Here is a 26398-nt window from a genome sequence, read left to right as displayed (position 1 = left end):
CAAAGGAACGATCCCCATGGCCAGTGAAGTGACCCGCAAGAGCTACAGCGTCGCGGGTGGATATGAGATTGCGATCGCGGAAATAGCAGGGGCGTCGGCCGATGCCCCGACCGTCATCTTCATCCATGGTAGTGGTCCTGGCGCATCGGGCGCGTCCAACTTCCGCAACAATGCCCAGGCCTTTGCCGATGCTGGCTACCGCGTCATCCTGCCCGACCTCATCGGCTATGGCGCCTCCTCCAAGCCCGAGACCGACTATCCGCTCGAGCTCTTCACCCAGACCCTGCTCGAGGCTCTGACGCAGCATGGGATCACCGGCGGCCACCTCATCGGCAATTCGCTGGGCGGCGGCATCGCCCTCCAGATCGCGCTCGACCATCCGCAATTCACCATCGGCAAGCTCGTCCTGATGGCGCCGGGCTGCGTTGCCGAGCAGGCGAGCTATTTCACCATGCCCGGCATCGCCAAGATGCGCTCGGGCTTTGGCAGCGCCGACTTCAATGTCGAGGAACAGCGCCGCCTGATCGGCAACCTCATGCATCCCTCCTCGCTCCACCACGTCACCGACGCGCTGGTCGAGGAGCGTTTTGCCGTCGCGCGCACCCAGCCCAAGGATGTGCTGGCGCGGGTGAAGACCCCCGATCTTGGTCCGCGTCTTGGCGAGGTTACGCAGCCGATCTTCGTCCTCTGGGGCCTCAATGACGAATTCTGCCCTGAAAGCCACGCCCGCCTCTTCCTCGACGCATGCCCCGACGTGCGCTGCCTCACCTTCTCGCAGACCGGCCATTGGGTGCAGGTCGAGCGCGCTCAAGAATTCAACCGCTACTCACTGGACTTCCTGAAGAATGGCTGACGCTGCTCCTGCGCAATCCGTACCTGTTCCAGAGCCCGTGGACGTTACCACAGGGCTGAAGGGCGCGATGCGCCGCCTGCCCTCGGGCGTGGCGATCGTCACCGCGCTGGGCGAGGGCAAGACGCCGGTCGGCATGGCCGCGACCTCGATCACCTCGCTCACCATGGACCCGCCTGCGGTCCTCGTCTGCGTCAACCAGACAGCCGGCATCCACGCCCATCTCTCGCCCGGCTGCCCGGTCAGCATCAACCTCCTCTCGCGCCACCAGCGCGAAGTGTCGGCAGCATTCGGCGGCGCGGTGGCGCGCGAGGCGCGCTTTGGCGTTGGCAGCTGGACCCCCGATGCCCATGGCCTCCCCATCCTCGATGAAGCGCAGGCCAACCTCTCCTGCACGGTCGAGAGCATGACCCCCTTTGGCACCCACAGCATCGTCATCGCCCGGGTCAAGGCGGTGCGCCTGTCGGACGCGGTCGATCCCCTCATCTTCCAGGACGGAGCCTATCTGTGAGCCAGACCCTGAACGAGCAGCTTGCCGAAGAGCTCTACCAGGCGCTGCGCGAGGGGCGCACCGTGCAGCCCTTGATGGCGCGCTACCCGCAGCTTGGCATCGATGACGCCTATGCGATCTCGCTTGGCGCGCTCGAACGCCGTAAGGCGGATGGCGAGCGGGTCATCGGCAAGAAGATCGGCGTCACCTCCAAGGCGGTGCAGGACATGCTGGGCGTCCACCAGCCCGACTTCGGGTTCCTGACCGACCGGATGTTCATCGAGGGTGACATCGATGTCGCGGCAAACGGCCTCATCGCCCCGCGTTCCGAAGCCGAGATCGGCTTCATCCTGAAAGACAGCCTCAAGGGTCCCGGCGTCACGGCAGAAGATGTGATCGCCGCGACGGCAAGCATCGTCCCCTGTTTCGAGATCGTCGACAGCCGCATCCAGGACTGGAAGATCGGCATCGTCGATACCGTCGCCGACAATGCGTCCTGCGGCGTCTATGTGCTGGGGGACGCGCGCGTCGATCCACGCGCCCATGATCTCCCCAATCTTCATGTCACCGTCACCAAAAACGGGCAGCCTTTGTCGGAGGGCTATGGCCATGCGGTGCAGGGCTCGCCTGCCCAGGCGGTCGCCTGGCTTGCCAACACGCTGGGCGCCTATGGCGTTACCCTGGAGGCGGGCGATGTGATATTGTCAGGCAGCCTGGTGCCGCTCGAACCGGCACGGCCAGGAGATGTGTTCGAGATGCAGCTTGCAGGGGTCGGCAGCTGCACCGCGTGCTTTATCTAGATTTGTGAGAGGGCATCGCTGCAAGCCATGCGAGCCCTGTGAGGAGTAAGTAATGACGGGCAAGGTCAAGGCGGCGATCATCGGGTCGGGCAATATCGGCACCGACCTCATGATCAAGATGATCAAATATCCGCAGAATATGGAACTGGTGGCGGTGGTCGGCATCGACGAGGCGTCCGAAGGGCTCGCCATGGCGCGCGAGCGCGGCGTCGCCACCACCCATGAGGGCCTTGAAGGCCTTCAGAAGATGGACGTCTACCCTGAGATCGGCATCGTGTTCGACGCGACCTCGGCTTACGCCCACAAGGTCCATGACGCAGCGCTGCGCAAGGACGGCAAGCAGGTGGTGGACCTCACCCCCGCCGCGATCGGCCCCTACACCATCCCGACCGTCAACGGCGAAGCCAATCTCGATGCTGGCAATGTCAACATGGTGACCTGCGGCGGCCAGGCGACGATCCCGATGGTCGCTGCGGTCAGCCAGGTCGCGACCGTCCATTATGCCGAGATCGTGGCCTCGGTCTCCTCGCGCTCGGCAGGTCCTGGCACCCGCGCCAATATCGACGAGTTCACCCGCACCACCGCTGGCGCCATCGAAAAGGTCGGCGGCGCGGCGCAGGGCAAGGCGATCATCATCCTCAATCCCGCCGAACCGCCGATGATCATGCGCGACACGGTGTTTACCCTGTCCGAAGGCGCGGACGAAGAGACCATCCGCGCCTCGGTCGAAGCGATGGTCAAGAAGGTCCAGGCCTATGTGCCAGGCTATCGCCTCAAGCAGGACGTGCAGTTCGAGCGTTTCGGCGACAACAACAAGCTCACCATCCCCGGCCGCGGCGCGTTCACCGGCATCAAGACCATGATCCTGCTCGAGGTCGAAGGGGCGGGCGACTATCTGCCGAGCTATTCGGGCAATCTCGACATCATGACCGCCGCCGCCAAGGCGACCGGCGAACTGCTCGCGCAGCGCATCGCGCAAGGAAAGAAGGTGGCAGCATGAGCGCCCAGTCCAACAAGCCGTTCAACGTCGAGGCGGGCGACAAGCTCTACATCCAGGACGTCACCCTGCGCGATGGCATGCACGCCATCCGCCACATGTATGGCATCGACCATGTGAAATCGATCGCCAAGGCACTGGATGACGCAGGGGTCGACGCGATCGAGGTCGCCCATGGCGACGGCCTCAATGGCGCGAGCTTCAACTATGGCTTTGGCGCGCATACCGATTGGGAATGGCTCGAAGCGGTCGCTTCGGTGCTGACCAAATCCGTGCTCACCACGCTGATCCTGCCCGGCGTCGGCACGGTGGAGGAACTGCGCCGCGCCTATGATATCGGCGTGCGCTCGGTGCGGGTCGCGACTCATTGCACCGAGGCGGATGTCTCCAAGCAGCATATCGGCATCGCCCGCGACCTTGGCATGGACGTCTCGGGCTTCCTGATGATGAGCCATATGATCGATGCCGAGAAGCTCGCTGCCCAAGCTCTGCTCATGGAAAGCTATGGCGCGCAGTGCGTCTATGTGACCGACAGCGGCGGCGCGCTCGACATGGACGGGGTGAAGGCCCGCCTCGAAGCCTATGACCGCGTCCTCAAGCCCGAAACCCAGCGCGGCATCCACGCCCACCACAATCTCTCGCTCGGCGTCGCCAACTCGATCGTCGCCGCCCAATGCGGCGCGGTGCGCATCGACGCCTCGCTCACCGGCATGGGCGCAGGTGCTGGCAATGCGCCGCTCGAAGTGTTCATCGCCGCTGCCGAGCGCAAGGGATGGAACCATGGCTGCAACGTCATGGCGCTGATGGACGCGGCCGAGGATCTGGTTCGCCCCTTGCAGGACCGCCCGGTCCGGGTCGATCGCGAAACCTTGGCGCTTGGCTATGCCGGGGTCTATTCCTCGTTCTTGCGTCACGCCGAGAAGGCCGCCGAAACCTACGGCCTCGACACCCGTACCATCCTCGTGGAACTCGGCCGTCGCAAGATGGTCGGGGGCCAAGAGGACATGATCGTCGATGTCGCCCTCGACATGGTCAAGGCACGCGAAGCCGCAGCCTGATCAGCCGCCGGGCGCGGCTTGTTCGCGCCCGGCACGGCACACGCAACAGGAGGAGAGGATATGGCCGATAGACGCCTGTCGCTCGACCATATCACCGTCACCGACACCACCCCCTGGCAGCTTGCGCACATCGCCGCAGAGGTGGGATGCCAGGGCATCTGTCCGTTCCTCCACTCGATGGAGGTGCTGCCCGCCATGCCCGCCTATGACCTGGTGCGCGATCCCCAGGCGCTGCGCCAGACCCGTGATGCGCTCGCCGCCACCGGGGTCACGGTCGACCTTGTCTACCCCTTCACCATGGCAGGACGTACCAACCCGCAGGACTTTATCCCCGCGCTCCAAACCGCCGCCGCGCTCGGCGCGCGCCAGGCCAATGTCCTGTGCTACGACCGCGATCCCAATCGCCGCACCGAGAAGCTCGTCGAACTGGCCGAGCTCGCCGCCCCGTTCGATATCGCGCTTGCAATCGAATTTTATCCCCCCTCCCAGGTCCAAACCTTAAGCGCCGCCCTCGAGGAAATCACCCGCTCCGGCCGATCCGACATCAAGGTCACAGCAGACCTCCTCCACATCATGCGCGGACCCGAACCCGAAACCAGCTTCCCCCTCCTCAATCACCCCGCCATCGCCATCGCCCAGATAGCCGACGGCCCACCAACCATCGATCCCGACCAGATCGAACGCGAAGCCGGCATCCAGCGCCAACTCCCCGGACAAGGCACGTTCAACATCCCCAGGTTCCTCCACGCCCTCAACCCCACAACACCCCTCAGCGTCGAAATACCCCAGCAATACGCCATCGACCAAGGCTTCAACGCCCACCAGCGGGCAAAAATGGCGGTGGATGCGGCACGGAACGTGCTGGGATCATGACGGCATTTCAGGATTGCGCCCGAGATTTTTTTACATAGCGAAATTGCGCAGTTGTTACGCATCGGGTCGCTGAGCGATGATCTCCGCCGTAATATTCGGCGAGGTTTACATTGTAGCGTTGCATCCTCGCGAAAAGCGTTAAGGCGTATGCCGTCGGCTTCACACGCCTCATGTGGCACTCTCCATTTCCACACGCTATACCTCCGTGGATCGATGGGAGTCATGGCGGCATGCAGATAAGGAATGGGCGGATGACAGCGCCGCCCTCATTGGACGCGCTGGACAATAATATCATCGAAATACTGCGGACCAATGGGCGAGCGACCAACCAGGACATTGCGCAGCAATTGTCGGTGACCGCCGCGACCGTTTCGGCGCGGTTGCAGAAGATGGAAGATGCGCGCGCCATGCGCGTGGTCGCCGTGACCGACTTCGCCGCCAGGGGATATAATGTCATCCTGGCCGTGGGCGTCAAGGTGCAGGGGCGCGGCATTCAGGATGTGGGCCGCGATCTGGCAAAATTCCCCGAAGTGCTGAGCGTCAACGCCATGAACGGCGGGTATGACCTGGAACTGATGGTGGCGCTGCACGATTTTTCCGAGGTCCAGCAATTCCTCTACGATCATATTTCCGGCATCGAGGGTGTTGCCCATATCGATTCCGGTATCGCGGTGGATATTGTGAAATATGAATTCAATGTGGTGCCCTTGGGGCCGACCTGACTTTCACGGGGTCTGCTCTGCAGATAGCGACGGCTTTGGCCTGATGGCGCAGGCGGCGGCAAGGTCGTTGGTGACGTTGCCCACAGTGCGAAACAGGTCCGGGATCGCCTCGATCGCGAGGAGCAACGGCAGCGCTGTGACGGGGATGCCCGCAGCGATGCAGATGGGGGCGATCGTCGCGAAAAAGGATATTTGGGCCGGAAGACCTACCGCGCCGAGGCTGATGGGAACGGCGACGAGCGCGATCAGCGCGAGGGTCGTGGCCCCAGGAAAGATGCCGTGTACATGCCCGAGATAGATGGTGACGGCGACGTTTGCGGCGACGCTGGCCGCGCGGAACAGCGAAACCGCCATCGGTAGCACGATGGCAGCCGTTTCTTCGGGAACATCGAGCTTGAGGGCTGCATCCACCATCACTGGCAAGGTTGCGAGCGATGATTGGGTGCCCAGCGCTACCGCCTGGGCGGCCAAGGCCGATCGCCCGAAACGCAATGGGGAGCGACCGCCTGCAAAAGCTGCCCAGATATAGGCGAGTAGCGTGGCGGCAAGGCAGCAGGCTATGACAACCGCCACATATTGGGCAAAGGCGCCGACCACGCCGACGCCCAGCTTTGCGCCCGCGCCGAATGCCAAGGCGGCTACGCCGACAGGTGCGACCGCCAGCACCCAACCCACGATGACCAGCATGGTCTCGACCAGTCCGTGCAGCAGTCTAAGCAGCGTATCCGCCAGATCCGTGCTGATGCGGGAGATGGCGAAGCCAAAGAATATCGCGAATGTGACGAGCGGCACCATAGCCGTTTCGGCGGCGGCCTTTAGGGGATTTGCAGGAATGATTCCGCGAAACCATTCGCTTTGTGAAAGAGGGGGAGGGGCGGCGCTTCCGGCCTCCGCCAATCCTTCAGTGACGGGCCATAGCCGCAACAGCCCTTCTGCCAATAATGCCGCTGTTACAGAGGCGGCGGTCAGCATCAGGGCGAAGAGGATGAGGGCGCGGGTCGCGATGCTGCCAGCAGCGGCATTGCGGGAGGCGGAGGCGATGCCGGTGACGAGCAGGCCGAAGATCAGCGGAACCACTGTCATGGTTAGGGCATCGAGCCACAGACTACCGATCGGCAGCAGGATTTTACCGACCAATTCCTGTGCCTGCCCGCTGGTGGCGATGCCTGCAATCAGGCCGATGACAAGGCCGGCCAGAAGGTGCAACGGCCGACCCTTCACCGCGATCAAGCTGCGCTGTCCTTTCGTTCTATGATCGCGGCTATGAGCGCGATGCGGTCGACATCGGAATAAGCCTGATTTTCCAGTTCTTCGCCAAACACATCCGGGTCGATTTCGGTGTAGCGTAGCGCGCAGTTCCGCGCCGCCGCAAGATCGGCCAATCGGTCCTTCAGCGTGTCGCGACCGTCGACGATCGCACTACCAGTATAAAGAATGAAGCGCCCGTCAGCGGTCAGTCGGGGAAGGGCCTGCTTTGCCATCATCAGCGATACTTCAGCACCGTGCATGCCCCCGCCGTCACGATAGGCGCGGCCTGCGGTGTCCATGATATAAGGGGGGTTCGCGAGCAGGAGGTCGAACGTCCCATGTGTCGCGGACAGATCCCCGGTCTGGCGGAAGCGGGCCGTGATACCGGCGGCCTGCGCGTTGATGCGGGCTAGATAAAGCGCGAGGGGATTGATGTCGGTCATCAAAATATCGACAGCAGGGCAAAGATGACCGGCCACGATCCCGCCTACCCCGGCGCCTGTGCCGATATCGACAAGCCGCGCGCCCTTCTTTTGCGGGCGTCGAGATAATTCATCGCCGATCAATCGCGCGAAACGATAGCTGTCAGGCCCGAAGAATACCGCTTCCTGACAATCAGTCGGATAAGCGGAATGAAGGAATAGGTCGTTCCCAAGCGATGACACGCGGAAGCGGCTTTTCAGGCCGTCGTCATATCTTTCCAGTGCGTTGGCCTTTGTCAGTATGCGAGCAAGTTCCGGGTCCAGCAGCTTCGGATCGAACGGTAGCGACCAGCCGAAAATATCCCGTAGGTCATGGGCGGGCCGACGCGACGCTCGTTGGACAACCCGTGCATGCGTGGCGGGCGTGGGGGTGACGAAACTATATCCGCGGTTCTTCAGGACGTGTAGCAGATCAAGCAGGGCGGCGGCCCGACCGTCGCCAGCCGTGATGTCCCCGTCCATGCCATCTTCTTCCGATGGCTCGAACGCCGCCGGTGCCCCCAACTCCATGTGCTCCATGCACGCTTCTCCCATCATGAGGGCAAAACGCGGAGAGTGGCGTGTCGGGTCCCGCTATCGCATTTCTCTGAGGGGTGGGAAGGTCAGTTGTCCATTTTGCCCAGGTTCGAACGGATGCCGTTCAGGAACAGTCCCGTGACCAACCGGGCATGCGCGGCCATTTCGCTAAGCGTAAGCGGAGGCCCGCCGAACAATAAGCGGCGTTGCCATTCGCCAAAGGCCATGGCGACGAATTGCGTGGCGAAGCTGCGGCTTTCCGCGGCGGAGGCGCCTTCTTTCTTCAACATCGCCGCAACCGGACTGACCTGATACCGTTCAAACTGGTGACGAGCGATCTTTCGCAGTTCGTCGAACTCTCCGCCTTCCCGGTAGATCAGACGGGCAATCCGCATGCTGCGGGTCGAGGAAAGTTGACGCTGCATTTCCGTCGCGTAGGTGACAAGGCGCGTGTGCAGGTCACCCTTTAGATCGGGGACGTCCGGCTGAAGCTGTGCGCCCGAATATTCAAGGCAGGCGGCAAAAAGCGCCAGCTTGTCGGGGAAATGATTGTAGAGGGTACGGCTCGACACCTGCGCCTTTTCCGCGATGTCGCGCAAGGATGCCGCGTGAAAGCCTGCACGGGCAAACTCCTCCACCGCGACGAGAATCAGGTTCATGCGCTTCTGTTCGGCCGCCTCCGCCGTCGGGCGGCCTGCTCGCCTCTTGATGCTCGTTTCATTCATCTTTTGCCTCGTTGCGCAGCGGAAGAGCAATGGCAAGCAGAGTTGTCATTGACCAATTACACACTAATGTGTAATTCATTCTCATCGAGTCCGAAAGCGGGCACATATGAGGAGAAACGGGATGCACGAACGGGTGCTGGACATGAATGCCAGGGTCGATGCCGCGATCGATGCGCTGGACCCCACCATGGCGCTGATGGCGTTGATCCAGATGACCGGCAATCGGACGCTGCTGAACCACTATTGGGATGCGATTGACGGCCGGCAGGAAGAGCTGGTCGAGACGTTCGTCGACATCCATGCGCATGAAGAACGGCCTGCCATCGATCCGGCCGTGGTCGCCGAGATCCGCGATCGCCTGCGCGTGGCGGTAAAGGCCGGGAAGCCTCCGGTCATGCCACAGCTGGACCGGCCGATGTTCAAGCGGATGAGCCGTTTGCTGCTGGGTCAGGACCTTCCCGAAATGTCGGTGGATGTTGCCTTCCAGCATGCCGGGTTCACCACCGACACGCGCATTCGCAAGGCTGCCGATGTCCCGCCCGCCAATTTCAAGGTGCTGGTCGTGGGCGCGGGCATGATGGGCATCAACGCGGCCATCAAATTGCAGCAGGCGGGTTTTGACTTCACCGTGCTGGAGGCGATGGACACGGTCGGTGGCAACTGGCTGACCAACACCTATCCGGGCGCGGCGGTCGATACGCCGAGCCGGGTCTATTCCTTCTCCTTCGAACCCAATGCTTCCTGGACGCAATTCTACCCGCGTGGCCCGGAATTCCTGTCCTATCTCGATCGCGTCACCGACAAATATGGTCTTCGCGACCGGATCCGGTTCGGCACCTGGGTCGAGGGTGCGGAATGGGACGAGAAGCGCAAGATCTGGACGGTGAAGGCGATCCGCAACGGCAAGCCGGAAAGCCATGAGTGCAACGTCCTCATCATGGCGGTGGGACCCAACAACAATCCCAATTATCCCAAGGTGAAGAATCTCGACAGCTTCAAGGGGCCGGTCATTCATTCGGCCGCCTGGGACCATTCGGTCGATCTGACGGGCAAGAAGGTCGTCCTGGTCGGCACGGGCTGTTCGGGCGTACAAGTAGCGACGGCCATTGCCGACAAGGTCGGCGAACTGGTGATCGTCCAGCGCCAGCCGGAACATATCATCCCCAATCCGCAGGCGCATGCGCCGGTGGCCGAAATCGAGCGCTGGGCGATGGAATATGTGCCCTTCGTCGCGCAGTGGAAGCGTCTGCAGGGCTTGCACAGCCAGATGCGCGACATGCACGGCATGATCATGAAGGATGAGGATTATGCCGCGAAGACGGGCGGCTTTGGCCCGATCAACGACGGCATGCGCATGATGTGCGAAGGCTATCTGAAGAGCCATTTCCCGGACGATCCGGAGATGGTGAAGCTGTTGACACCCAACTTCCCGGTGTTCGCGAAACGGCCGATCCTGGATTGCGGCTTTTACGACACGCTCAAAAAGCCCAATGTGTCGATCGTGCGCGGCGAATTGGCCGAGGCCGAGCAGGACGCGGTGATCCTGGCCGATGGTACGCGGATCGAATGCGACGTGCTGCTGCTGTCGACCGGCTATAATCTGCATTTCGGGCGGCAGTTCGACATTCGCGGCGTCGGCGGCGAAACTTTGACGGACGCGTTCGACCCGCATCCCTTCTCCTATGAAGGCATGCTGATCACCGGTTTCCCCAACTTCGTCTTCATGGGCGCGCCCTACAGCTATCTGGTCGCCAACCATGCCGTGGTGAGCGAGCAGCAGGTCCATTATATCGTCGAACTGCTGCAATGGATGGTGGACGATCATCTGTCGTCCTTCGATGTGTCGCCAGAGGCGACGCAGGCGTTCATCGACGATGTCGATGCGAACCTGGCCAACACCGCCTGGGTCCAGTGCGGTAGCGCCCATGGCTATTATCGTGACAAGGGCGCCGACGGGCAGAAGAAGGTCATCCTCGCCATCCCGCGCCACAACTCGCGCATATGGCATGTCCTGCGCTCGCCCCGCGAAGAAGACTTCAATGTCACGCGTGCCGACGATGCCGCCAAGACCGCACCGCGCGAAATGGAAATGCTGACCATCTGACCAGGGACAGTGGCGGACAATCAAATAAGGAGAGATGCAATGGAACTTCCTTTCGGTGCGGAGCAAGATATCGACTTCATGTTCACGAAGTTGATCGTTCACGACATAGAAAAGTCTGACGCCTTCTATAAATCCGTGTTCGGGCTCGTCGAAATGAACCGAATGGAAGCGAATATCGCTGGTCGGGCAGTTGTGGAGATCGTCTATCAGCCGACTTACAAGGGCGGCCCGCTGTTCATTCTGGCGAGCTTTCCCGACGACACGCAACCTGCTCGCAATGAATCAATTATCGGCTTTGCGAGCGGAGATTTCGACGCTTGCTTGCGGCGTGTCGAGAAGGCGGGCGGCGGCGTGGTGGAAGACCGGGAGGTCCCAGGCTTCGGACGCCATGCCTTTGTGAAGGATCCTGAAGGACATCTCCTTCAGATCAGTCAGCGGCACGGCTGAGTGGCTATGCAGGGCCATGTGCCGATGCGCCGTAGATCGCTGCCTGATCGAAAGCTGTTCGACCATTTGCACCGGACGGTTGCGCCGGGCGATCATTATGGTCTTGCATTCCCCATCTCCCCAGAAATGCTGGCGGAATTCGGTGCGGCGTTTCTGACAGAGGCCTTCCGGGCTTCGGGGGTCATGTCCGCCGACAATGAAGTCACGGCAATAGTCGCGCTGAATCCGATCAGTGTTCCAGGAGCGTCCGAGCGGGCGCTTCTTACCGTAGCCTATGCGCGGGACGAAGAAGGATTGCACACCGAACTGTTCGCCAAGTTTCCACCGGCGGATGCCAATCATAAATTTGGCCTGATCCGCCTTGGTAGCGGCGAGATCGATGTGCAGCGCCTTGCGGGTGAAGTGGATCTTCCGGTCACGACGGCGAAATATTATTTCGGTGACTATTCTGGTAGCACGACCAATTATATCCTGATTACGGAGCGTATCGCCTTCGGCGTGGCGCCGATCGAGCCCGCTCATCGCAAAGGATATGATCACGAGATCAGCAATGTCGAGGATCATTATGTGCTGCTGGCACGATCGTTGGCGGATCTGGTGGCGGCGCAAAAGCGCGGCGCGCTCGGGACGGACATCGAGAGAATATTTCCCTTTGGAGAAGCCGCGCGCGACTTCGATCCGATACCGGATGCCACCGCCAAGATCGCAACGCTGGAGAAATTCGTCACACGTACCGCGCCACATCTATTCATAGATGAGGTGTCCGATCCAGACTTCATGGCGCGTTGGCGAGAGGATGTGCTGTTCGGGCTGGAGCATAAGGATGCGGTTATCGCCTACCTGCACGAGGACCGCGACTATACTGGCCTTTGCCACCCCAATCTGAACGTGGATAACGCCTGGTATTGGCGCGAACCATCGGGAGAACTCAAGGTCGGGTTGCTCGATTGGGGAGGCGCGGGCCAAATGAGCATCGCGCAGGCGTTGAGCGGCATGATGATGATGCCGGAGCCGGAAAGATACCGGGAATTGGTCGACCTGGTCCTCCGTACCTTCACGGCTGAACTGGAGGAGAAGTCCGGAATCCTGTTGGATCCCGTCGAGCTACGCCTGCAATATAAAGCGTCGCTCTATTCCACGGCTATCTGCATGATCCTTGATATAATCGCCGTTGTCCTTGAACAGGTTCCGGCAGATGTCTGGGCATCAATGCAGAACCGTTCGGATCAGGCATTGATGGATAGTGGACTGCTGCCCGCGATAATCTGGGTCGACAATATATTCCGCGAATGGTGCGAAGACATCACTCCTGGTGATGCATGCCGCCAGATCGTTGGGCCGCTCCAATCTGCGAAGACTTTATCCGGTCAAGGTCGCTGACGGCATCGACCTTCATCAGTCTGGAGGCCCGAGCCTGAGTTGTTGTATCTGGGCGCGCATGGGATGCCGGTCACCGATGGCACAAGAGGCCGTGGCGGTCGGTGCCGACTGCACTGGACGTTGACCCCGGTGCAGCGTGGAGAGTTTACTTGTGATGATGGTTCGAAAGGACATAAGGGGCATAGAGTTTAAGCTTTGGGTGGAACATGCCGCTTACGGGAAAAACGACAGAGAAGGCGGATTCCGGTGAGGCAAAGGCCGCCGATCGGCTGACGCCCAATCGCCGAACCGGCCGACCGCCTAAGAAAAAGGCGGGCCAGATCGATGAGGCGATCGTGAGCGCGGCACGAGATTTGTTCCTGTCGGTCGGATATGAGGCGACCACCATGGAGGCGGTGGCAAAGGGGGCAGGGGTTTCCAAAAGAACCCTGTATACGCGCCATTCGACCAAAGAAGCGCTCATGAAAGCGGTTGTGGAAGACCGTGTGCGTAGATGGTCGAATGAAGCAAGCGCCAATAATGTCGATCTTCCGCAGGAATTTCCCGAGCGACTGAAAGGTCATGTCCGGACTGCGATGGCGTCATTGGGAAATCCGGAAATTCAGCAGTTCGATCGGCTGATCCTGACAACAGCTTCGCGGTTTCCCGAAATCGCCGAAACCTTTTACAAGATCGGATATTGTTACGAACTTCAGTTCCTGACCGGCGAAATCATCGAGGGAACGAAGAACGACCCGGTTCCTGCCGCAAATCCACAGCGCGTCGCCCGGCAATTGTTGAGCATGATCCAGGGATGGCGCCGGACGGAAGAAACGATACGGGTTTTGAGCCGGGAAGAAGCAGCGAGTTTCGCTGACGACGCCGTCGATGTCCTGTTACGCGGGCGGGACAGCTGGTAATCATCCACCCAAACGGCATTGGGCGTATAAACCTTGGGGCATAAGCTGGCCGGGTGATCATCCCGGCCAGAGGCATTTGCCGTCTTATTTTTTCGGGCTGAGCTTCGCCAAGTCTGCGTCAATGTCGGCGAGAACCTTGTCCGTGATCGCATCAGGCGAATATTGCTGAATATCCTTGAGGGTCATCGCGCGCGCCATGTCGATCTGATCGCTGGTCGTCATTTCGGGAATATGCTTTGCCAGAACAGCCTTCGCTGCGGGATCATCGAGCAAGGTGCCGATTTCCGTCGTAGAGGAGGAATAGGCCGTCTGCGCCAAGGCAGGCATAGGCGACATGGCAATCAAGGCGGCGGCAATCATCCAGTTCTTCATCATACTCTCCGTTTAATAAGTCATTTGCGGGTAATGCCGCTTTGTAAAAATGCAACGTATATGTTTACTTCGTCAGGGATATATGGATATGCCTTGCTCGCTGCTGAACAGCCCGGTCGGAAGGATATATGTCGGCCTGACGGATGTCGCGGCTGATTGACCAGAGCATGTTTCAAGAAGCCGGGACGTTGATATTTAAAAGGCGGGAGAGAAGTTGATGGCGAGGGGCAAGAGCATGGCGATGCGCGTCCTCAAATGGCTGGCGGCGTTCATCGTCCTGGCCGTGATCGCGCTGGCGGTCATGTTCACGATGGCGGTGGGGCCGGGTAATGCGGGTCGCCTCGTCTTCGGCATTGGCGCGGGCTATGACAAGGCACCGCCGCGGCTGCCCGCGACGCTTTCCAGCAATGCCATCCTCATCTTTTCGAAGACGAATGGCTTTCGCGATGATGAGACGATCGTCGCTTCAAATCGCGCGTTGGAGGATATTGCCCGGGCGCGCGGCTGGAGCAGTTACACGACGGAAAATGCCGCTATATTCAATCCGGCGCAGCTCGCCCGGTTCAAGGCGGTGGTGTGGAACAGCGTCAGCGGCGACGTGCTGACGCCGGAGCAACGCAGCGCCTTTCGCGCGTGGCTGGAAAAGGGCGGCGGCTTCGTTGGTTTGCACGGCGCAGGTGGCGATCCGCAATATGCCTGGCGCTGGTATGTCGATGACCTGATCGGCGCGCAGTTCATCGGCCATATCATGGACCCGCAATTCCAGACGGCGAACCTGAATGTCGAGGATCGCGATCATCCCGCGACCCGCGATTTGCCCAAGGTCTGGCGACGGACGGACGAATGGTATTCCTTCGACTCAAATCCTCGCGACAAGGGCTACCGTATCCTCGTCACCATCGACGAGAAAAGCTACAGCCCGTTTGAAAAGCTGCTCCCCTTCACCAAGCCCAAGGACATCCGCATGGGCGCCGACCATCCGATGGTATGGATTCATTGCTTGGGCGATGGGCGTGCATTCTATTCCGCGCTGGGTCATGCCGCCTCAACCTATGATGAACCGCTGCATCGCAAGATGATCGGTGGGGCCATCGCCTGGGCGGCGGGGCTGGAAGGACCGCGCTGTGCGGGCGGCACGCTTTCGAAATAGCGGATCAGGCCGCTTGTAGTCGCCGCAATTCGGAAGAAAAACGGCGCAGGGTTTCGCTCGCTTCGACCCGTCCGCTGCTGGCCGGGTCGATCAGTATCCCGATCTTGCGACGCTGATCGAAACCGGAAAGCGCGGGCATCGCGATGCCGGGTTGCAGGAAACAACGGGGCATGACGGTGATGCCCAGCCCGGCGCGCAGGAAGGCTATAGCGCGGTCGTCACTAACCGTGCGGGCGGTGAAGAAGGGGCGGACGCCGCGCTGTGTGAAGAAGCGACTGACTGCGGCAAGCGCTTCGCAATTGCGGCGGACGATCATGTCCATGCCTGCGACCTCATCCGCGTCCAGTTTTTCTCGATTGGCTAGTGGATGCCTGTCCGACAGGGCGAGCGCATAGCCTTCCTCGAACAGGGTTTCGCGGGCGCGCGCATCATTGTCCAGCACGCCGATGACGGCGTCGATCCGGCCGCGTTCAAGGCGGGGCAGCAATTCGCGCATGCGTCCTTCGACAATTTCCAGCCTTTCGCCTTTCGCCTCACAGGCTTGCCGAGTGGCTTGTTCGATCCAATGGGACGGCAATGTCGATATTATGCCGAGGCGGATGAGTTTGCTGTTGTCATTTTCCGCCATAGCCTGTTGGGCGCGGGCGAATTCCGCTTCTATGCGGCGGGCATGGGCGGCAAACCGGCTGCCTGCCGGGGTCAGTTCTACGCGGCGATTGGTGCGATGGAACAGGACGTGCCCGATCTGCGCTTCCAGCTTGGCGATGCCCACGGACAAAGTAGGCTGCGACACGCCGCATTGCTGGGCTGCGCGGGAGAAGTTGCCGTGATCTACCACTGCCAGAAAATAGTGGACAAGGTAGCGTTCAATCATAGACCGTGTCTATGATATCATTAGTGTCTGGTCAATTTTCCAGCCGTCCTAGGGCATGGTAGAAGAGCATTAGGCATTTAGGAGAGGCCATGACGCCCGATTTCGATTTCGCGCTGGGTGACAATGCCCAGATGATCCAGGAAACGACCCGCCGCTTTGCTGGGGATTTGATTGCGCCACTGGCCGTACGGATCGATGCGGAGGACTGGTTTCCGCGTGACGAACTGTGGCCCGCGATGGGCGCGCTTGGCCTGCACGGCATTACCGTTGCGGAGGAGGACGGTGGCCTTGGCCTCGGCTATCTAGAACATGTGGTCGCGCAAGAGGAACTCGCACGGGCCTCCGCCTCCATCGGGCTCAGCTATGGGGCGCATTCGAACCTGTGCGTCAACCAGATCCGCCGGTGGGCCAATGCCGAACAGAAGGCGCGCTATCTGCCCAAGCTGATTTCCGGCGAGCATGTCGGCAGCCTTGCCATGTCGGAAGCTGGTGCGGGGTCCGATGTCATTTCGATGAAGCTGAAGGCGGAGAAGAAGGGCGACCGCTATGTCCTGAACGGCACCAAATTCTGGATCACCAACGCGCCCTACGCCGATACGCTGGTCGTCTATGCCAGGACCGGCGAAGGGTCGAAGGGGATCACGACTTTTCTGATCGAGAAGGGCTTCAAGGGCTTTTCCATCGGGCAGAAGATCGACAAGGTCGGCATGCGTGGTTCACCAACCGCCGAATTGGTGTTCGAGGATTGCGAAGTCCCGGAAGAGAATGTCATGGGTCCGCTGAATGGCGGGGCGGGCGTGCTGATGTCGGGTCTGGATTATGAGCGGACCGTGTTGGCGGGCATTCAGCTTGGTATCATGCAGGCATGCCTCGACACGGTCGTGCCCTATGTCCGGGAGCGCCAACAGTTCGGCAAGCCGATCGGCGCATTTCAGCTGATGCAGGCGAAGGTGGCCGACATGTATGTCGCGCTCAATTCGGCACGGGCCTATGTCTATGCGGTGGCGCGGGCGTGCGACGCGGGCAGGACGACGCGCTTCGATGCGGCGGGTGCGATATTGCTGGCGAGCGAGAATGCGGTGCGGGTGTCGCTGGAGGCGGTGCAGGCGCTGGGCGGTGCGGGCTATACCAGGGACTGGCCGGTGGAACGCTATATGCGGGACGCCAAGCTGCTGGACATCGGTGCGGGCACTAATGAGATTCGCCGCATGTTGATCGGCCGTGAGCTGATCGGCGCATGAGCGGGCCAACGCTGGACACGAAGCTGTCGCCCGATGCCGAAGGATTTCGCACCAATGCCGCGCACAACCGGGCGTTGGTGGAGGAATTGCAGGCGAAGGTCGCCACGGCGGCGGCGGGCGGACCCGTCAAGGCGCGGGAGAAGCATGTCGGGCGTGGCAAGCTGCTGCCCCGCGAGCGGGTCGAGCGGTTGCTGGATGCGGGCAGTCCGTTTCTGGAAATCGGCCAGCTTACCGCCAATGGCATGTATCATGGGGAGGTGCCGGGCGCTGGCATCATAGCGGGCATCGGCCGTGTCGAAGGGCGGCAGGTGATGATCGTCTGCAACGATGCCACGGTGAAGGGCGGCACCTATTACCCCCTGACCGTCAAGAAGCATTTGCGGGCGCAGGAGATCGCGCTCGAAAACCGGCTGCCCTGCGTCTATCTGGTCGATAGCGGCGGTGCGAACCTGCCCAACCAGGCGGAGGTATTCCCCGACCGCGAGCATTTCGGGCGCATCTTCTACAATCAGGCACAGATGTCCGCGCGCGGCATTCCGCAGATCGCCTGCGTGATGGGCAGTTGCACGGCGGGCGGGGCCTATGTGCCCGCCATGTCGGACGAGACGGTGATCGTGCGCAATCAGGGGACGATCTTCCTCGCCGGGCCGCCGCTGGTGCAGGCGGCGACGGGCGAGGTCATCAGTGCCGAGGATCTGGGTGGCGGTGACCTGCACGGGCGCAAGTCGGGCGTGGTGGATCATGTCGCGGAGAATGACGAGCATGCGCTCAGCATCGTGAGGGACATTGTGTCGACGCTTCAGCCAGCACCGGCGATCGACGTCAATATGCGCGAGCCTGTGTCGCCCAAATATGATCCGCAGGAACTATATGGCATCGTGCCGCAGGATGTCCGCGCGCCCTATGATGTGCGCGAAGTGATCGCCCGGATCGTCGATGGCAGCGAATTTCATGAGTTCAAGGCGCTGTATGGGACGACGCTGGTGTGCGGCTTCGCGCATATCTGGGGCATGCCCGTCGCGATCCTGGCGAATAACGGCGTGCTGTTCAGCGAGAGTGCGGTGAAGGGCGCGCACTTCATTGAACTGGCCTGCCAGCGGCGCATACCGTTGCTGTTCCTCCAGAACATCTCCGGCTTCATGGTGGGTGGTAAATATGAGGCGGAGGGCATTGCGAAGAACGGGGCCAAGCTGGTGACGGCGGTCGCGACGGCGAGTGTGCCCAAGATCACGGTGCTGATCGGCGGCAGCTTCGGCGCGGGCAATTATGGCATGTGCGGCAGAGCCTATGGTCCGCGCTTCCTGTTCAGTTGGCCCAACAGCCGCATTTCCGTCATGGGCGGCGAGCAGGCGGCGAGTGTGCTGGCGACGGTGCACCGGGACGCGGAGAAATGGTCCGCGGAGGAAGCGGAAGCCTTCAAGGCGCCGATCCGCCAGAAATATGAGGATGAGGGCAATCCCTATCATGCGACCGCCCGCCTGTGGGATGATGGCGTGATAGATCCGGCGCAGACCCGCGATGTGCTGGGCCTTGCCTTTGCAGCGACGCTGAACGCTCCTGTCGCCGAGCGGCCGTCGTTCGGCATTTTCCGGATGTGATGGCGATGATCCAGTCTCTTCTCATCGCCAATCGTGGCGAAATCGCCTGCCGGATCATCCGCACCGCTCGGCGGATGGGCATTCGCACCATCGCCGTTTATTCGGATGCCGACGCTGATGCACTGCATGTGCGTTCCGCCGACGAGGCGGTTTATATCGGCGCGTCTCCGGTACGCGAAAGCTATCTGTTGGGGGACCGCATCATAGAGGCGGCACAGCGGATGGAGGCGCAGGCTGTTCACCCCGGCTATGGCTTTCTGTCCGAAAATGCCGGGTTCGCGCAGGCGGTGATCGATGCGGGGCTGATATGGGTTGGACCTGATCCCGCCAGCATTACGGCCATGGGGCTGAAGGACGCGGCCAAGAAGCTGATGCAGGATGCCGGCGTGCCGACGACGCCCGGCTATCTGGGTGAGGATCAGAGCCCGGCGCGGTTGAAGGCGGAGGCTGACGCGATCGGCTATCCGGTGCTGATCAAGGCGGTCGCGGGCGGCGGCGGCAAAGGGATGCGCAAGGTCGATGCAGCGGCAGAGTTCGACGACGCTTTGCTGTCCTGCCAGCGCGAGGCGGCGTCATCGTTCGGCAATGATCAGGTGCTGCTGGAAAAATGGGTGACGAACCCGCGCCATATCGAAGTGCAGGTGTTCGGCGACAGGCAGGGCAATGTCGTCCACCTGTTCGAACGCGACTGCTCGCTGCAGCGGCGGCACCAGAAGGTGATCGAGGAAGCGCCCGCCCCTGGCATGGACGATCAGACGCGCGAGGCGATTTGCCAGGCGGCCGTGCGCGCGGCCAAGGCGGTCGATTATTTCGGCGCGGGGACGATCGAGTTCATCGCCGATGGGTCTGAAGGACTGCGGGCCGATCGCATCTGGTTCATGGAAATGAACACGCGCCTTCAGGTCGAGCATCCGGTGACGGAGGAAATCACCGGGCAGGATCTGGTCGAATGGCAGTTGCGGGTGGCATCGGGCGAGCCTTTGCCCAAGGCGCAGGATGAACTGTCGATCAGTGGTTGGGCGATGGAAGCGCGCCTTTATGCTGAGGACCCTGCGAAGGGTTTCTTGCCTTCGATCGGCAGGCTCGACCGCTTCGACGTCGGACCATGTTATCGTGTCGATACCGGGGTGGAGCGGGGGGCGGAGATATCGTCCTTCTACGATCCGATGATCGCAAAGCTGATCGCCTGGGGTCCAGATCGCGATGCGGCCCGGCTACGCCTGTCGCAGACGCTGGAGGAAACGGTCATATGGCCGCTCAAGACCAATGCAGGCTTTCTGGCTAAGGCGCTCCGACATCCGGATTTCGCTGACGGCCGGTTAGATACCGGGCTGATCGGGCGTGAGGGGGAGGCGCTGTTGCCAGCGGCTTCGCCTTCAACGGCAGCTCTGGAGGATGCGGTGTCCAGAATCGCGGCGCCGGGACCGATGGCGGGATTTCGCCTGAATGCGGAGGTGCGGCGCGACGGCTGGTTCCTGCTGGATGGAGCGCCGGTGAAAGTTGAGCTGGGGGTTTCGATCGGGGCCAAGGCTGGACGCACTGTGATCGTCACGGAAAGCGGCCAAAGCTGGCAGCTGACGCCCTGGCGAGCTGCGGGGCTGGGAGGCGGTGAGGCGTCCGATGGCGCGATCCTCTCGCCGATGCCCGGGCGGATCATTTCCGTGTCCGTCGCGGCGGGCGACAGGGTGACGAAGGGGCAGAAGCTGTTGACGTTGGAGGCCATGAAGATGGAACATGGCCTTGTCGCGCCGTTCGATGGGGAAGTCGTCGAACTGCACGGCGTTGAAGGTGGGCAGGTGAGTGAAGGTACGCTGCTCGTCAAAATAGCAAAAGCGGAGGCAGGTTGATGGCGGGGAAGTTTTTCGAACAATGGGAAGTGGGGCAGACCATTGTTCACGAAATCCGGCGGACGGTTACGGAAACCGATAACCTGCTTTTTTCGACGATGACGCATAATCCGCAGCCGCTGCATCTGGATGTCGAAGCGGCCAAGGCGAGCGAATTTGGCCAGATACTGGTCAACGGCACCTTCACCTTTGCATTGATGATTGGCCTGTCCGTGGGCGACACGACGCTGGGGACGCTGATCGCCAATCTGGGCTATGACAAGCTCGTCATGCCCAAGCCCGTATTCCTGGGCGACACGTTGCGCGCCGAGACCGAAGTCATGGAGTTACGGCCGAGCAAATCCCGGCCGGGTTCGGGCGTCGTCACCTTTTCGCACCGGCTGCTGAACCAGCGGGACGAGCTGGTATGTCAGTGTTTGCGCATGACGTTGATCAAGGGCGGCGGTGCATGATCATAGGCGCGCACCTATATAATTTTATCGGCAGTGTGCCGCCGCGCCAACCCTGGCTGGCCTTTGAAGGAAATTATCATGCAGAATGATCCTGTTGTCATCGCTGGTTATGCCCGCACGCCGATGGGTGGATTTCAGGGTATCTTCTCGCCTTTGAAGGCGACCGATCTCGGCGCGGCTGCGGTCAAGGCGGCGGTGGAGCGCGCGGGTGTGCCTATGGACGCGATCGACCGCATCTACATGGGCTGCGTCCTGCCAGCGGGGTTGGGGCAGGCGCCCGCGCGGCAGGCGGCGTTGGGCGCGGGCCTTGGCCTCGATACGGAGGCGACCACCGTCAACAAGATGTGCGGTTCGGGCATGCAGGCTGCCATCATGGCGCAGGAAGCCTTGCAGGCAGGCGCGGCCGACCTGATCATCGCGGGTGGCATGGAAAGCATGACGAACGCGCCCTATGCGCTGCCCAAGCACCGGTCCGGCGCCCGCATCGGTCATGACCGGATCATCGACACGATGATGATGGACGGGCTGGAGGATGCCTATCAGCCCGGCAAGGCGATGGGTGTCTTTGCCGAGGAGGCGGTGCGTGATTATCAGTTCACGCGCGCGGAGCAGGACGGCTATGCGGTCCGATCGTTGGAACGGGCGCAGGCGGCAATCGCGAGCGGTGCTTTCCGGCGTGAGATTGCGGGGGTGACGGTGCCCGGGCGTGGCGGCGATACGTTGGTGGATACCGACGAGCAGCCGGGTAAGGCCCGTCCGGACAAGATCCCCTCGCTAAAGCCCGCTTTCGTCCCCGATGGCACCATCACGGCGGCGAACAGTTCGTCTATCTCCGACGGGGCCGCCGCACTAGTGATGACGCGGCGCAGTGTAGCGGAGCGTATGGGCTTGCCGATAATAGCCACGGTAGTGGCCAGCGCCGCGCACGCCCATGAACCGGCGCGCTTTACCACCGCGCCCGTTCCGGCGATGCGCAAGCTGCTGGACAAGGCTGGCTGGTCCGTGGCTGACGTCGATCTGTTTGAGGTGAACGAAGCCTTCGCCGTTGTTGCGATGATTGCGGCCAAGGATCTTGGCATCCCCGCCGACAAGTTGAACGTGAACGGGGGAGCGACTGCGCTGGGGCATCCGATCGGGGCTTCGGGCGCGCGGATTATCGCTACGTTGCTGGGTGCGCTGGAGGAACGCGGTCTCAAGCGCGGCGTGGCGAGCCTGTGCATCGGCGGTGGCGAAGCAACAGCGATGGCGTTTGAGCTCGCCTGACGCATTGGCGCCTTCCCTTTTCCGTGTAGCAACAATAAGCCTCTCGCCCTGAGATCAACTTTCAAGAGGCAGGCGCTGGATGAAGGCGGTGGGATTCAGGCAAGGCGGCCCGCTGGAGCGGGAGGACTCGCTCATCGACATCGAGGTCGTCGATCCGTCGCCCGGCCCTCGCGATCTGCTCGTTCGCGTGCGTGCTGTGTCCGTAAATCCGGTCGATACGAAAGTGCGCGGCGGCGCCAAGCCCGCTGAGGAGCCGATGGTTCTGGGCTATGACGCGGCGGGAGTGGTGGAAGCCATCGGCTCTGACGTCACGCTTTTCGCGCCGGGTGACGAAGTCTTCTATGCTGGCACAATCAAGCGGTCGGGGACCAATTCGGAACTGCATGTCGTCGATGAACGGATTGTCGGGCCAAAGCCGTGTTCCTTCGATTTCGCGCAGGCGGCTGCGCTCCCGCTGACCGGGCTTACGGCATGGGAGCTGCTGTTCGATCGTTTGCGTGTGTCACAGGGCGGAGGCGAAGGGCAGACGATACTGATCGTCAACGGTGCTGGCGGCGTTGGTTCGATGCTGGTGCAATTCGCGCGGCAGCTGACCAAGCTGCGCGTGATCGCTACCGCTTCGCGCCCGGAAACCATCGCCTGGGTGAAGCAGATGGGCGCGCATGATGTGATCGACCACCGCAAGCCGTTGAATGAGGGGCTTGCCGGGATCGGCGTCAAGGCCGTCAACTTCGTGGCAAGTCTGGCTGCGAGCGAACAGCATCTACCAGCCTATGCCCGCATCATCGCGCCTCAAGGAAGCCTGGCGGTTATCGACGACGTAAAAAGCTTCGACATAGTGGCCCTCCGGCAAAAGTCGATCACGGTCGCGTGGGAGGGCGTTTTCACGCGTTCCATCTATGAAACCCCGGACATGATCGAGCAGCATCGCATATTGTCGGAGATTGCGCGGCTGGTGGATGAAGGGGTTTTGCAGGGAACGATGACGCACGACCTAGGGCCGATGAGCGCCGCCACCCTTAAGGCCGCGCATGAGCTGGTCGAAAAGGGCGCGTCTATCGGGAAGATCGTTCTGCGGGTTTAGAAAGAGCTCCCTCGGCATCGGGGGGCGGTCAAACAGAAAATAAATGCATGGGACGAGGGGATGAGGAATTGAGCCATGAACATTCTGCCGTCGCGGGCGGCAGGGCCAGCCTGAGGCAAGGCCATGTCGCGCTCGGCATATTTCTCGTCGCTTACATCCTTTCCTTCGTCGACCGGCAGATATTGAGCCTGATGGTCGAGCCGATCAAACAGGATCTGGGCCTCAGCGATTTGCAGGTCGGGTTGCTTCAGGGATTAGCCTTTGCACTGCTCTATGCAGTGGTCGGCATTCCCATCGGAATGCTGGCCGATCGGATCGGCCGCCGCCGGATCATCGCCGTGGGCGTTCTGTTCTGGAGCGCCTGCACCGCACTTTGTGGCTTCGCGGGGAGCTATGCACATCTGTTCGTCGCGCGCATGGGCGTCGGTTTGGGAGAGGCATCGCTATCCCCATCGGCTCACAGCTGGCTGAGTGATGCCTATCCGCCAGCACAGCTTTCCCGGGCGATGGCAATCTATAATCTGGGCATCACCATTGGCGGCGGGCTGGCGCTGCTGGTCGGGGGCGCGGTTGTCGATATGGTCGCGGCGCAGGGTGCGCTGGTGCTGCCCGGCATCGGGCCGATGCCTACCTGGCGGGCGGCATTCCTGCTGGTATCTTTGCCCGGCCTGTTGGTGACGGCGTTGGTTTTTGTGGCCCGTGAACCGGCACGCCGCGCAGGGTGGGTGAAGGCGGGCATGCCGTTTGGCGCGGCGCTCTCTCACCTGCGTGCGCATTGGCGGACATTCGCGGCGATCTATGTCAATTCCACGTTGCTGGGGATCATGGGTTATGGACTGTCGGCATGGTATCCGACATTGCTCATCCGTACCTTTGACATGACGCCCGGGCAGGCTTCGCTCCGCCTGGGATTGATCTACCTGCTGCTCGGGAGTTTGGGGTCATTGGCGGGCGGTTTCGCGGCGGAGAGGCTTTCGCTGAAAGGGGTGAGAGACGCCAATTTGAGGATGACGATGATCCTCGCCTTTTTGTGCGTTATTCCGGCGACGCTTGCGCCGGTCATGCCTTCCTCAACGCTGCTGCTGTTGCTCTTTTCAGTGCTGACCTTCTGCTTCAACGGCTATTTCGGTTGCTCGCTGGCTGCGATCCAACTGGCGACGCCGCCCAGCATGCGCGCGACGGGAGCAGCGCTGTTCCTTCTTGCCAATAGTCTAGTCGGTTTGTCGCTGGGCACAGCGATCGTGCCCTTGATCGACAACGGCCTGTTCGACGGCAACGGTCAGATCGGCCCCGCGCTGGCGACCGTCGGCCTATGTGCGTCGCTAATCGCCGCCCTTGCAGCATGGTCCGGATTGCGCAGCTATGCCGCGACCAATGAGGCGGTGGCACGCGGCTGAGCGCAGGAAAGTTCAGCGAGCGACATGATATTTCTGATTATAGCATTGGTTATACCTTGCGTGAAACGCCCGAGCTTTCGGGACAATTCAAAAGTGTGGAACTATGCGCAAGTTTTGCGGACGGTTCGCAGCCGGAACCGTAGCCCTGCAAAGCTGGTTAGCTGAGAGCAGGTTATCCTGCAGTGCGACCCAAACTGCCCTGCCTTCTTTTCCGGAGGTGGGGCTTTTTGCGCTTCAGATCATACGGGTGAATTGGAGGCCCGTGGCACGGTTCAGGCGACGGGCCGCAGATATTCAGGTAGTTCGTCCGCCAAGTGATTGCGGCACTCGATCCGTGGCGACGCGCTATAGGTGCTGAAGTTTTCAAGGGGCATGGCCGATCCGCAGAAAACGCATTCGGCAGTCATTCGCCCTATAATCCAATGTTGCCTGTCACATCCGGGACAATGATTGGGCTCATCCTCCCTATATAGTGGAGAGTAGCTATAGGTTGCCGACCAGCCCGTCGCGCTTTCCATCCGCATTGATTTGCCTCATCTTTTTTACGACCTTCCTTGTTAACGGAAGGCGAGGCGTTCAGTTGCATTGGCATCGGGACGGCTACTGGGCTTGGCGGCTGCGCAGCTTATCTGCTGATCAGGATAGGAATTTGATGATCGAGGAGAAATCCTGACCAGTTTCGCCCTTGTTGGCCAGCAACTGATAAAGGCTTTCCGCCTGCGCGCCCATGGGTACGCTGGCGTTGACGGATGCAGCCGCCTCCAGCGCGAGCTTCAGGTCCTTCAGCATCAGGGCAACGGCAAAGCCGCCACTATAACCGTTGTCTGCGGGCGATTGCGGACCAACGCCGGGCACCGGGCAGTAGCTTGTCATCGACCAGCTTTGCCCCGACGAGACGCTGGAAATGTCGTAGAAGGTCTGGGCATCCAGCCCGATCTTCTCCGCCATGGCAAAGGCTTCGCATGTCGCCACCATGGTCGCGCCGAGCAGCATGTTGTTGCAGATCTTGGCGGCCTGGCCGTTACCGTCACTACCGGCGTGGATCACGGCCTTGCCCATGGCGGACAGGATGGGCTTTGCCTTGGCGAAGGCTTCATCGTCGCCGCCCACCATGAAGGTTAGCGATCCCCCATTTGCAGCGGCGATCCCTCCGGAGACCGGCGCGTCGGCCATCAGGAAACCCTTTGCCTTGGCCGCGGCGATGACCCGGCGAGCGGTCGCCACGTCGATGGTCGAACAGTCGAGGAACAGCGCCCCTGCCTTTGCAGTGCCGAAAACCTCGTCATTATAGACAGCTTCGACATGCTTGCCGGCTGGTAGCATCGTGACCACTGCGTCAGCCCCCGCGACGGCTTCGGCCGCGCTACTGGCGCGGGTCGCGCCTGCCGACTCGGCTTTGGCGAGGGCCGCGTCGGAAAGGTCGAAGGCGCGCACGGCAAAGCCGTTCTTGACGAGATTGGCGGCCATTCCGCCACCCATGTTGCCCAAGCCGATGAAGGCGATAGTCTCAGTCATGCCGACTTCCTTCT

General features: G+C 61.4%; 25 protein-coding genes. 19 read left to right on the top strand and 6 right to left on the bottom strand.

The window, feature by feature from the left end:
- Nucleotides 1-16 precede the first annotated feature (16 nt).
- The 7 genes from AC6JBC_RS16230 to AC6JBC_RS16200 all read left to right on the top strand — a co-directional run bounded on the left by AC6JBC_RS16230 (nt 17) and on the right by AC6JBC_RS16200 (nt 5790).
- Nucleotides 17-853 carry an alpha/beta fold hydrolase gene (locus tag AC6JBC_RS16230; RefSeq protein ID WP_498026128.1) on the top strand — a complete coding sequence of 279 codons (837 nt, stop codon included), beginning with the start codon at nt 17-19 and terminating at the stop codon, nt 851-853.
- A complete protein-coding gene (locus tag AC6JBC_RS16225) occupies nt 846-1361 on the top strand; it encodes a flavin reductase family protein (RefSeq protein ID WP_498026129.1) in 516 nt (171 codons plus the stop codon). Before AC6JBC_RS16230 ends, AC6JBC_RS16225 begins: the two co-directional genes overlap by 8 nt.
- A complete protein-coding gene (locus AC6JBC_RS16220; protein WP_498026130.1) occupies nt 1358-2140 on the top strand; it encodes a fumarylacetoacetate hydrolase family protein in 783 nt (260 codons plus the stop codon). Before AC6JBC_RS16225 ends, AC6JBC_RS16220 begins: the two co-directional genes overlap by 4 nt.
- A 52-nt stretch (nt 2141-2192) precedes the next feature.
- A complete protein-coding gene (locus AC6JBC_RS16215) occupies nt 2193-3140 on the top strand; it encodes an acetaldehyde dehydrogenase (acetylating) (protein WP_498026131.1) in 948 nt (315 codons plus the stop codon).
- Entirely contained in the window at nt 3137-4195 is a 1059-nt protein-coding gene (dmpG, locus tag AC6JBC_RS16210) for a 4-hydroxy-2-oxovalerate aldolase (protein ID WP_498026132.1), read from the top strand. Before AC6JBC_RS16215 ends, dmpG begins: the two co-directional genes overlap by 4 nt.
- A gap of 60 nt (nt 4196-4255) precedes the next feature.
- The gene (locus AC6JBC_RS16205) at nt 4256-5068 is read left to right on the top strand and encodes a sugar phosphate isomerase/epimerase family protein (RefSeq protein ID WP_498026502.1); all 813 of its coding nucleotides are present in this window, start codon (nt 4256-4258) and stop codon (nt 5066-5068) included.
- Between the two features lie 251 nt (nt 5069-5319).
- Complete coding sequence (locus tag AC6JBC_RS16200; RefSeq protein ID WP_498026501.1) at nt 5320-5790, top strand: Lrp/AsnC family transcriptional regulator; 471 nt, start codon at nt 5320-5322, stop codon at nt 5788-5790.
- 3 nt (nt 5791-5793) lie between these two features.
- On the opposite strand, the gene AC6JBC_RS16195 is transcribed toward AC6JBC_RS16200, so the two are convergent.
- From AC6JBC_RS16195 to AC6JBC_RS16185, 3 genes are all read right to left on the bottom strand, one after another.
- Nucleotides 5794-7011, bottom strand: a complete 1218-nt coding sequence (locus tag AC6JBC_RS16195) for a dicarboxylate/amino acid:cation symporter (RefSeq protein WP_498026520.1) — start codon at nt 7009-7011, stop codon at nt 5794-5796.
- Between the two features lie 5 nt (nt 7012-7016).
- Nucleotides 7017-8039, bottom strand: a complete 1023-nt coding sequence (locus AC6JBC_RS16190) for a methyltransferase (protein ID WP_498026500.1) — start codon at nt 8037-8039, stop codon at nt 7017-7019.
- A gap of 83 nt (nt 8040-8122) precedes the next feature.
- On the bottom strand, nt 8123-8761 hold the full coding sequence (locus AC6JBC_RS16185) for a TetR/AcrR family transcriptional regulator (RefSeq protein ID WP_498026499.1): 639 nt from the start codon (nt 8759-8761) through the stop codon (nt 8123-8125).
- A 121-nt stretch (nt 8762-8882) separates the two neighbouring features.
- Here AC6JBC_RS16185 and AC6JBC_RS16180 point away from each other — a divergent pair, with 121 nt between their 5' ends.
- The 4 genes from AC6JBC_RS16180 (at nt 8883) to AC6JBC_RS16165 (ending at nt 13591) form a co-directional block, all read left to right on the top strand.
- Nucleotides 8883-10865 (top strand): flavin-containing monooxygenase, encoded by a 1983-nt coding sequence (locus AC6JBC_RS16180; protein WP_498026498.1) that lies wholly within the window; start codon nt 8883-8885, stop codon nt 10863-10865.
- A 9-nt stretch (nt 10866-10874) separates the two neighbouring features.
- Complete coding sequence (locus AC6JBC_RS16175) at nt 10875-11312, top strand: VOC family protein (RefSeq protein WP_498026497.1); 438 nt, start codon at nt 10875-10877, stop codon at nt 11310-11312.
- Nucleotides 11313-12692 carry a hypothetical protein gene (locus AC6JBC_RS16170; protein WP_498026496.1) on the top strand — a complete coding sequence of 460 codons (1380 nt, stop codon included), beginning with the start codon at nt 11313-11315 and terminating at the stop codon, nt 12690-12692. It abuts the gene before it with no gap.
- Between the two features lie 206 nt (nt 12693-12898).
- A complete protein-coding gene (locus AC6JBC_RS16165; RefSeq protein ID WP_498026495.1) occupies nt 12899-13591 on the top strand; it encodes a TetR/AcrR family transcriptional regulator in 693 nt (230 codons plus the stop codon).
- A gap of 84 nt (nt 13592-13675) precedes the next feature.
- Here AC6JBC_RS16165 and AC6JBC_RS16160 read toward each other — a convergent pair whose 3' ends face one another.
- Entirely contained in the window at nt 13676-13963 is a 288-nt protein-coding gene (locus tag AC6JBC_RS16160) for a hypothetical protein (RefSeq protein ID WP_498026494.1), read from the bottom strand.
- 217 nt (nt 13964-14180) lie between these two features.
- Between AC6JBC_RS16160 and AC6JBC_RS16155 the strand changes: the two genes are divergently transcribed.
- Complete coding sequence (locus AC6JBC_RS16155; RefSeq protein ID WP_498026493.1) at nt 14181-15113, top strand: ThuA domain-containing protein; 933 nt, start codon at nt 14181-14183, stop codon at nt 15111-15113.
- 4 nt (nt 15114-15117) lie between these two features.
- Here the strand turns inward: AC6JBC_RS16155 and AC6JBC_RS16150 are convergent, their stop codons facing one another.
- Nucleotides 15118-15987 (bottom strand): LysR family transcriptional regulator, encoded by an 870-nt coding sequence (locus tag AC6JBC_RS16150; protein ID WP_498026492.1) that lies wholly within the window; start codon nt 15985-15987, stop codon nt 15118-15120.
- A gap of 89 nt (nt 15988-16076) precedes the next feature.
- Here AC6JBC_RS16150 and AC6JBC_RS16145 point away from each other — a divergent pair, with 89 nt between their 5' ends.
- The 7 genes from AC6JBC_RS16145 to AC6JBC_RS16115 all read left to right on the top strand — a co-directional run bounded on the left by AC6JBC_RS16145 (nt 16077) and on the right by AC6JBC_RS16115 (nt 24869).
- The gene (locus tag AC6JBC_RS16145) at nt 16077-17228 is read left to right on the top strand and encodes an acyl-CoA dehydrogenase family protein (protein ID WP_498026491.1); all 1152 of its coding nucleotides are present in this window, start codon (nt 16077-16079) and stop codon (nt 17226-17228) included.
- On the top strand, nt 17225-18826 hold the full coding sequence (locus AC6JBC_RS16140; protein WP_498026490.1) for a carboxyl transferase domain-containing protein: 1602 nt from the start codon (nt 17225-17227) through the stop codon (nt 18824-18826). The genes AC6JBC_RS16145 and AC6JBC_RS16140 overlap by 4 nt, the downstream gene beginning before the upstream one ends.
- Nucleotides 18827-18831: 5 nt before the next feature.
- The gene (locus AC6JBC_RS16135) at nt 18832-20673 is read left to right on the top strand and encodes an acetyl/propionyl/methylcrotonyl-CoA carboxylase subunit alpha (protein WP_498026489.1); all 1842 of its coding nucleotides are present in this window, start codon (nt 18832-18834) and stop codon (nt 20671-20673) included.
- Complete coding sequence (locus AC6JBC_RS16130; RefSeq protein WP_464789787.1) at nt 20673-21125, top strand: MaoC family dehydratase; 453 nt, start codon at nt 20673-20675, stop codon at nt 21123-21125. Before AC6JBC_RS16135 ends, AC6JBC_RS16130 begins: the two co-directional genes overlap by 1 nt.
- Before the next feature lie 78 nt (nt 21126-21203).
- On the top strand, nt 21204-22388 hold the full coding sequence (locus tag AC6JBC_RS16125) for an acetyl-CoA C-acyltransferase (protein ID WP_498026488.1): 1185 nt from the start codon (nt 21204-21206) through the stop codon (nt 22386-22388).
- 79 nt (nt 22389-22467) lie between these two features.
- The gene (locus tag AC6JBC_RS16120) at nt 22468-23472 is read left to right on the top strand and encodes a zinc-binding alcohol dehydrogenase family protein (protein ID WP_498026487.1); all 1005 of its coding nucleotides are present in this window, start codon (nt 22468-22470) and stop codon (nt 23470-23472) included.
- Nucleotides 23473-23540: 68 nt separating this feature from the next.
- Nucleotides 23541-24869, top strand: coding sequence for an MFS transporter (locus tag AC6JBC_RS16115; protein WP_498026486.1), 1329 nt, complete (start codon nt 23541-23543; stop codon nt 24867-24869).
- Nucleotides 24870-25505: 636 nt separating this feature from the next.
- Here AC6JBC_RS16115 and mmsB read toward each other — a convergent pair.
- Nucleotides 25506-26384 (bottom strand): 3-hydroxyisobutyrate dehydrogenase, encoded by an 879-nt coding sequence (mmsB, locus tag AC6JBC_RS16110; protein ID WP_498026485.1) that lies wholly within the window; start codon nt 26382-26384, stop codon nt 25506-25508.
- Nucleotides 26385-26398: the final 14 nt, after the last annotated feature.

The sequence above is a fragment of the Sphingobium sp. RC1 genome, from assembly GCF_059738765.1.
This window is presented reverse-complemented; position numbering and strand designations above follow the sequence as displayed.

What these genes read in the sequence shown, in the direction of transcription:
- AC6JBC_RS16205 (WP_498026502.1), top strand. Translation starts at nt 4,256, where the DNA reads ATGGCCGATAGACGCCTGTCGCTCGACCATATCACCGTCACCGACACC.
- AC6JBC_RS16140 (WP_498026490.1), top strand. Translation starts at nt 17,225, where the DNA reads ATGAGCGGGCCAACGCTGGACACGAAGCTGTCGCCCGATGCCGAAGGA.
- AC6JBC_RS16190 (WP_498026500.1), bottom strand. Translation starts at nt 8,039, where the DNA reads ATGGAGCACATGGAGTTGGGGGCACCGGCGGCGTTCGAGCCATCGGAA.
- AC6JBC_RS16150 (WP_498026492.1), bottom strand. Translation starts at nt 15,987, where the DNA reads ATGATTGAACGCTACCTTGTCCACTATTTTCTGGCAGTGGTAGATCAC.
- AC6JBC_RS16125 (WP_498026488.1), top strand. Translation starts at nt 21,204, where the DNA reads ATGCAGAATGATCCTGTTGTCATCGCTGGTTATGCCCGCACGCCGATG.
- mmsB (WP_498026485.1), bottom strand. Translation starts at nt 26,384, where the DNA reads ATGACTGAGACTATCGCCTTCATCGGCTTGGGCAACATGGGTGGCGGA.
- AC6JBC_RS16130 (WP_464789787.1), top strand. Translation starts at nt 20,673, where the DNA reads ATGGCGGGGAAGTTTTTCGAACAATGGGAAGTGGGGCAGACCATTGTT.
- AC6JBC_RS16155 (WP_498026493.1), top strand. Translation starts at nt 14,181, where the DNA reads ATGGCGAGGGGCAAGAGCATGGCGATGCGCGTCCTCAAATGGCTGGCG.
- AC6JBC_RS16180 (WP_498026498.1), top strand. Translation starts at nt 8,883, where the DNA reads ATGCACGAACGGGTGCTGGACATGAATGCCAGGGTCGATGCCGCGATC.
- dmpG (WP_498026132.1), top strand. Translation starts at nt 3,137, where the DNA reads ATGAGCGCCCAGTCCAACAAGCCGTTCAACGTCGAGGCGGGCGACAAG.
- AC6JBC_RS16225 (WP_498026129.1), top strand. Translation starts at nt 846, where the DNA reads ATGGCTGACGCTGCTCCTGCGCAATCCGTACCTGTTCCAGAGCCCGTG.
- AC6JBC_RS16185 (WP_498026499.1), bottom strand. Translation starts at nt 8,761, where the DNA reads ATGAATGAAACGAGCATCAAGAGGCGAGCAGGCCGCCCGACGGCGGAG.
- AC6JBC_RS16230 (WP_498026128.1), top strand. Translation starts at nt 17, where the DNA reads ATGGCCAGTGAAGTGACCCGCAAGAGCTACAGCGTCGCGGGTGGATAT.
- AC6JBC_RS16135 (WP_498026489.1), top strand. Translation starts at nt 18,832, where the DNA reads ATGATCCAGTCTCTTCTCATCGCCAATCGTGGCGAAATCGCCTGCCGG.
- AC6JBC_RS16215 (WP_498026131.1), top strand. Translation starts at nt 2,193, where the DNA reads ATGACGGGCAAGGTCAAGGCGGCGATCATCGGGTCGGGCAATATCGGC.
- AC6JBC_RS16145 (WP_498026491.1), top strand. Translation starts at nt 16,077, where the DNA reads ATGACGCCCGATTTCGATTTCGCGCTGGGTGACAATGCCCAGATGATC.
- AC6JBC_RS16120 (WP_498026487.1), top strand. Translation starts at nt 22,468, where the DNA reads ATGAAGGCGGTGGGATTCAGGCAAGGCGGCCCGCTGGAGCGGGAGGAC.
- AC6JBC_RS16165 (WP_498026495.1), top strand. Translation starts at nt 12,899, where the DNA reads ATGCCGCTTACGGGAAAAACGACAGAGAAGGCGGATTCCGGTGAGGCA.
- AC6JBC_RS16160 (WP_498026494.1), bottom strand. Translation starts at nt 13,963, where the DNA reads ATGAAGAACTGGATGATTGCCGCCGCCTTGATTGCCATGTCGCCTATG.
- AC6JBC_RS16200 (WP_498026501.1), top strand. Translation starts at nt 5,320, where the DNA reads ATGACAGCGCCGCCCTCATTGGACGCGCTGGACAATAATATCATCGAA.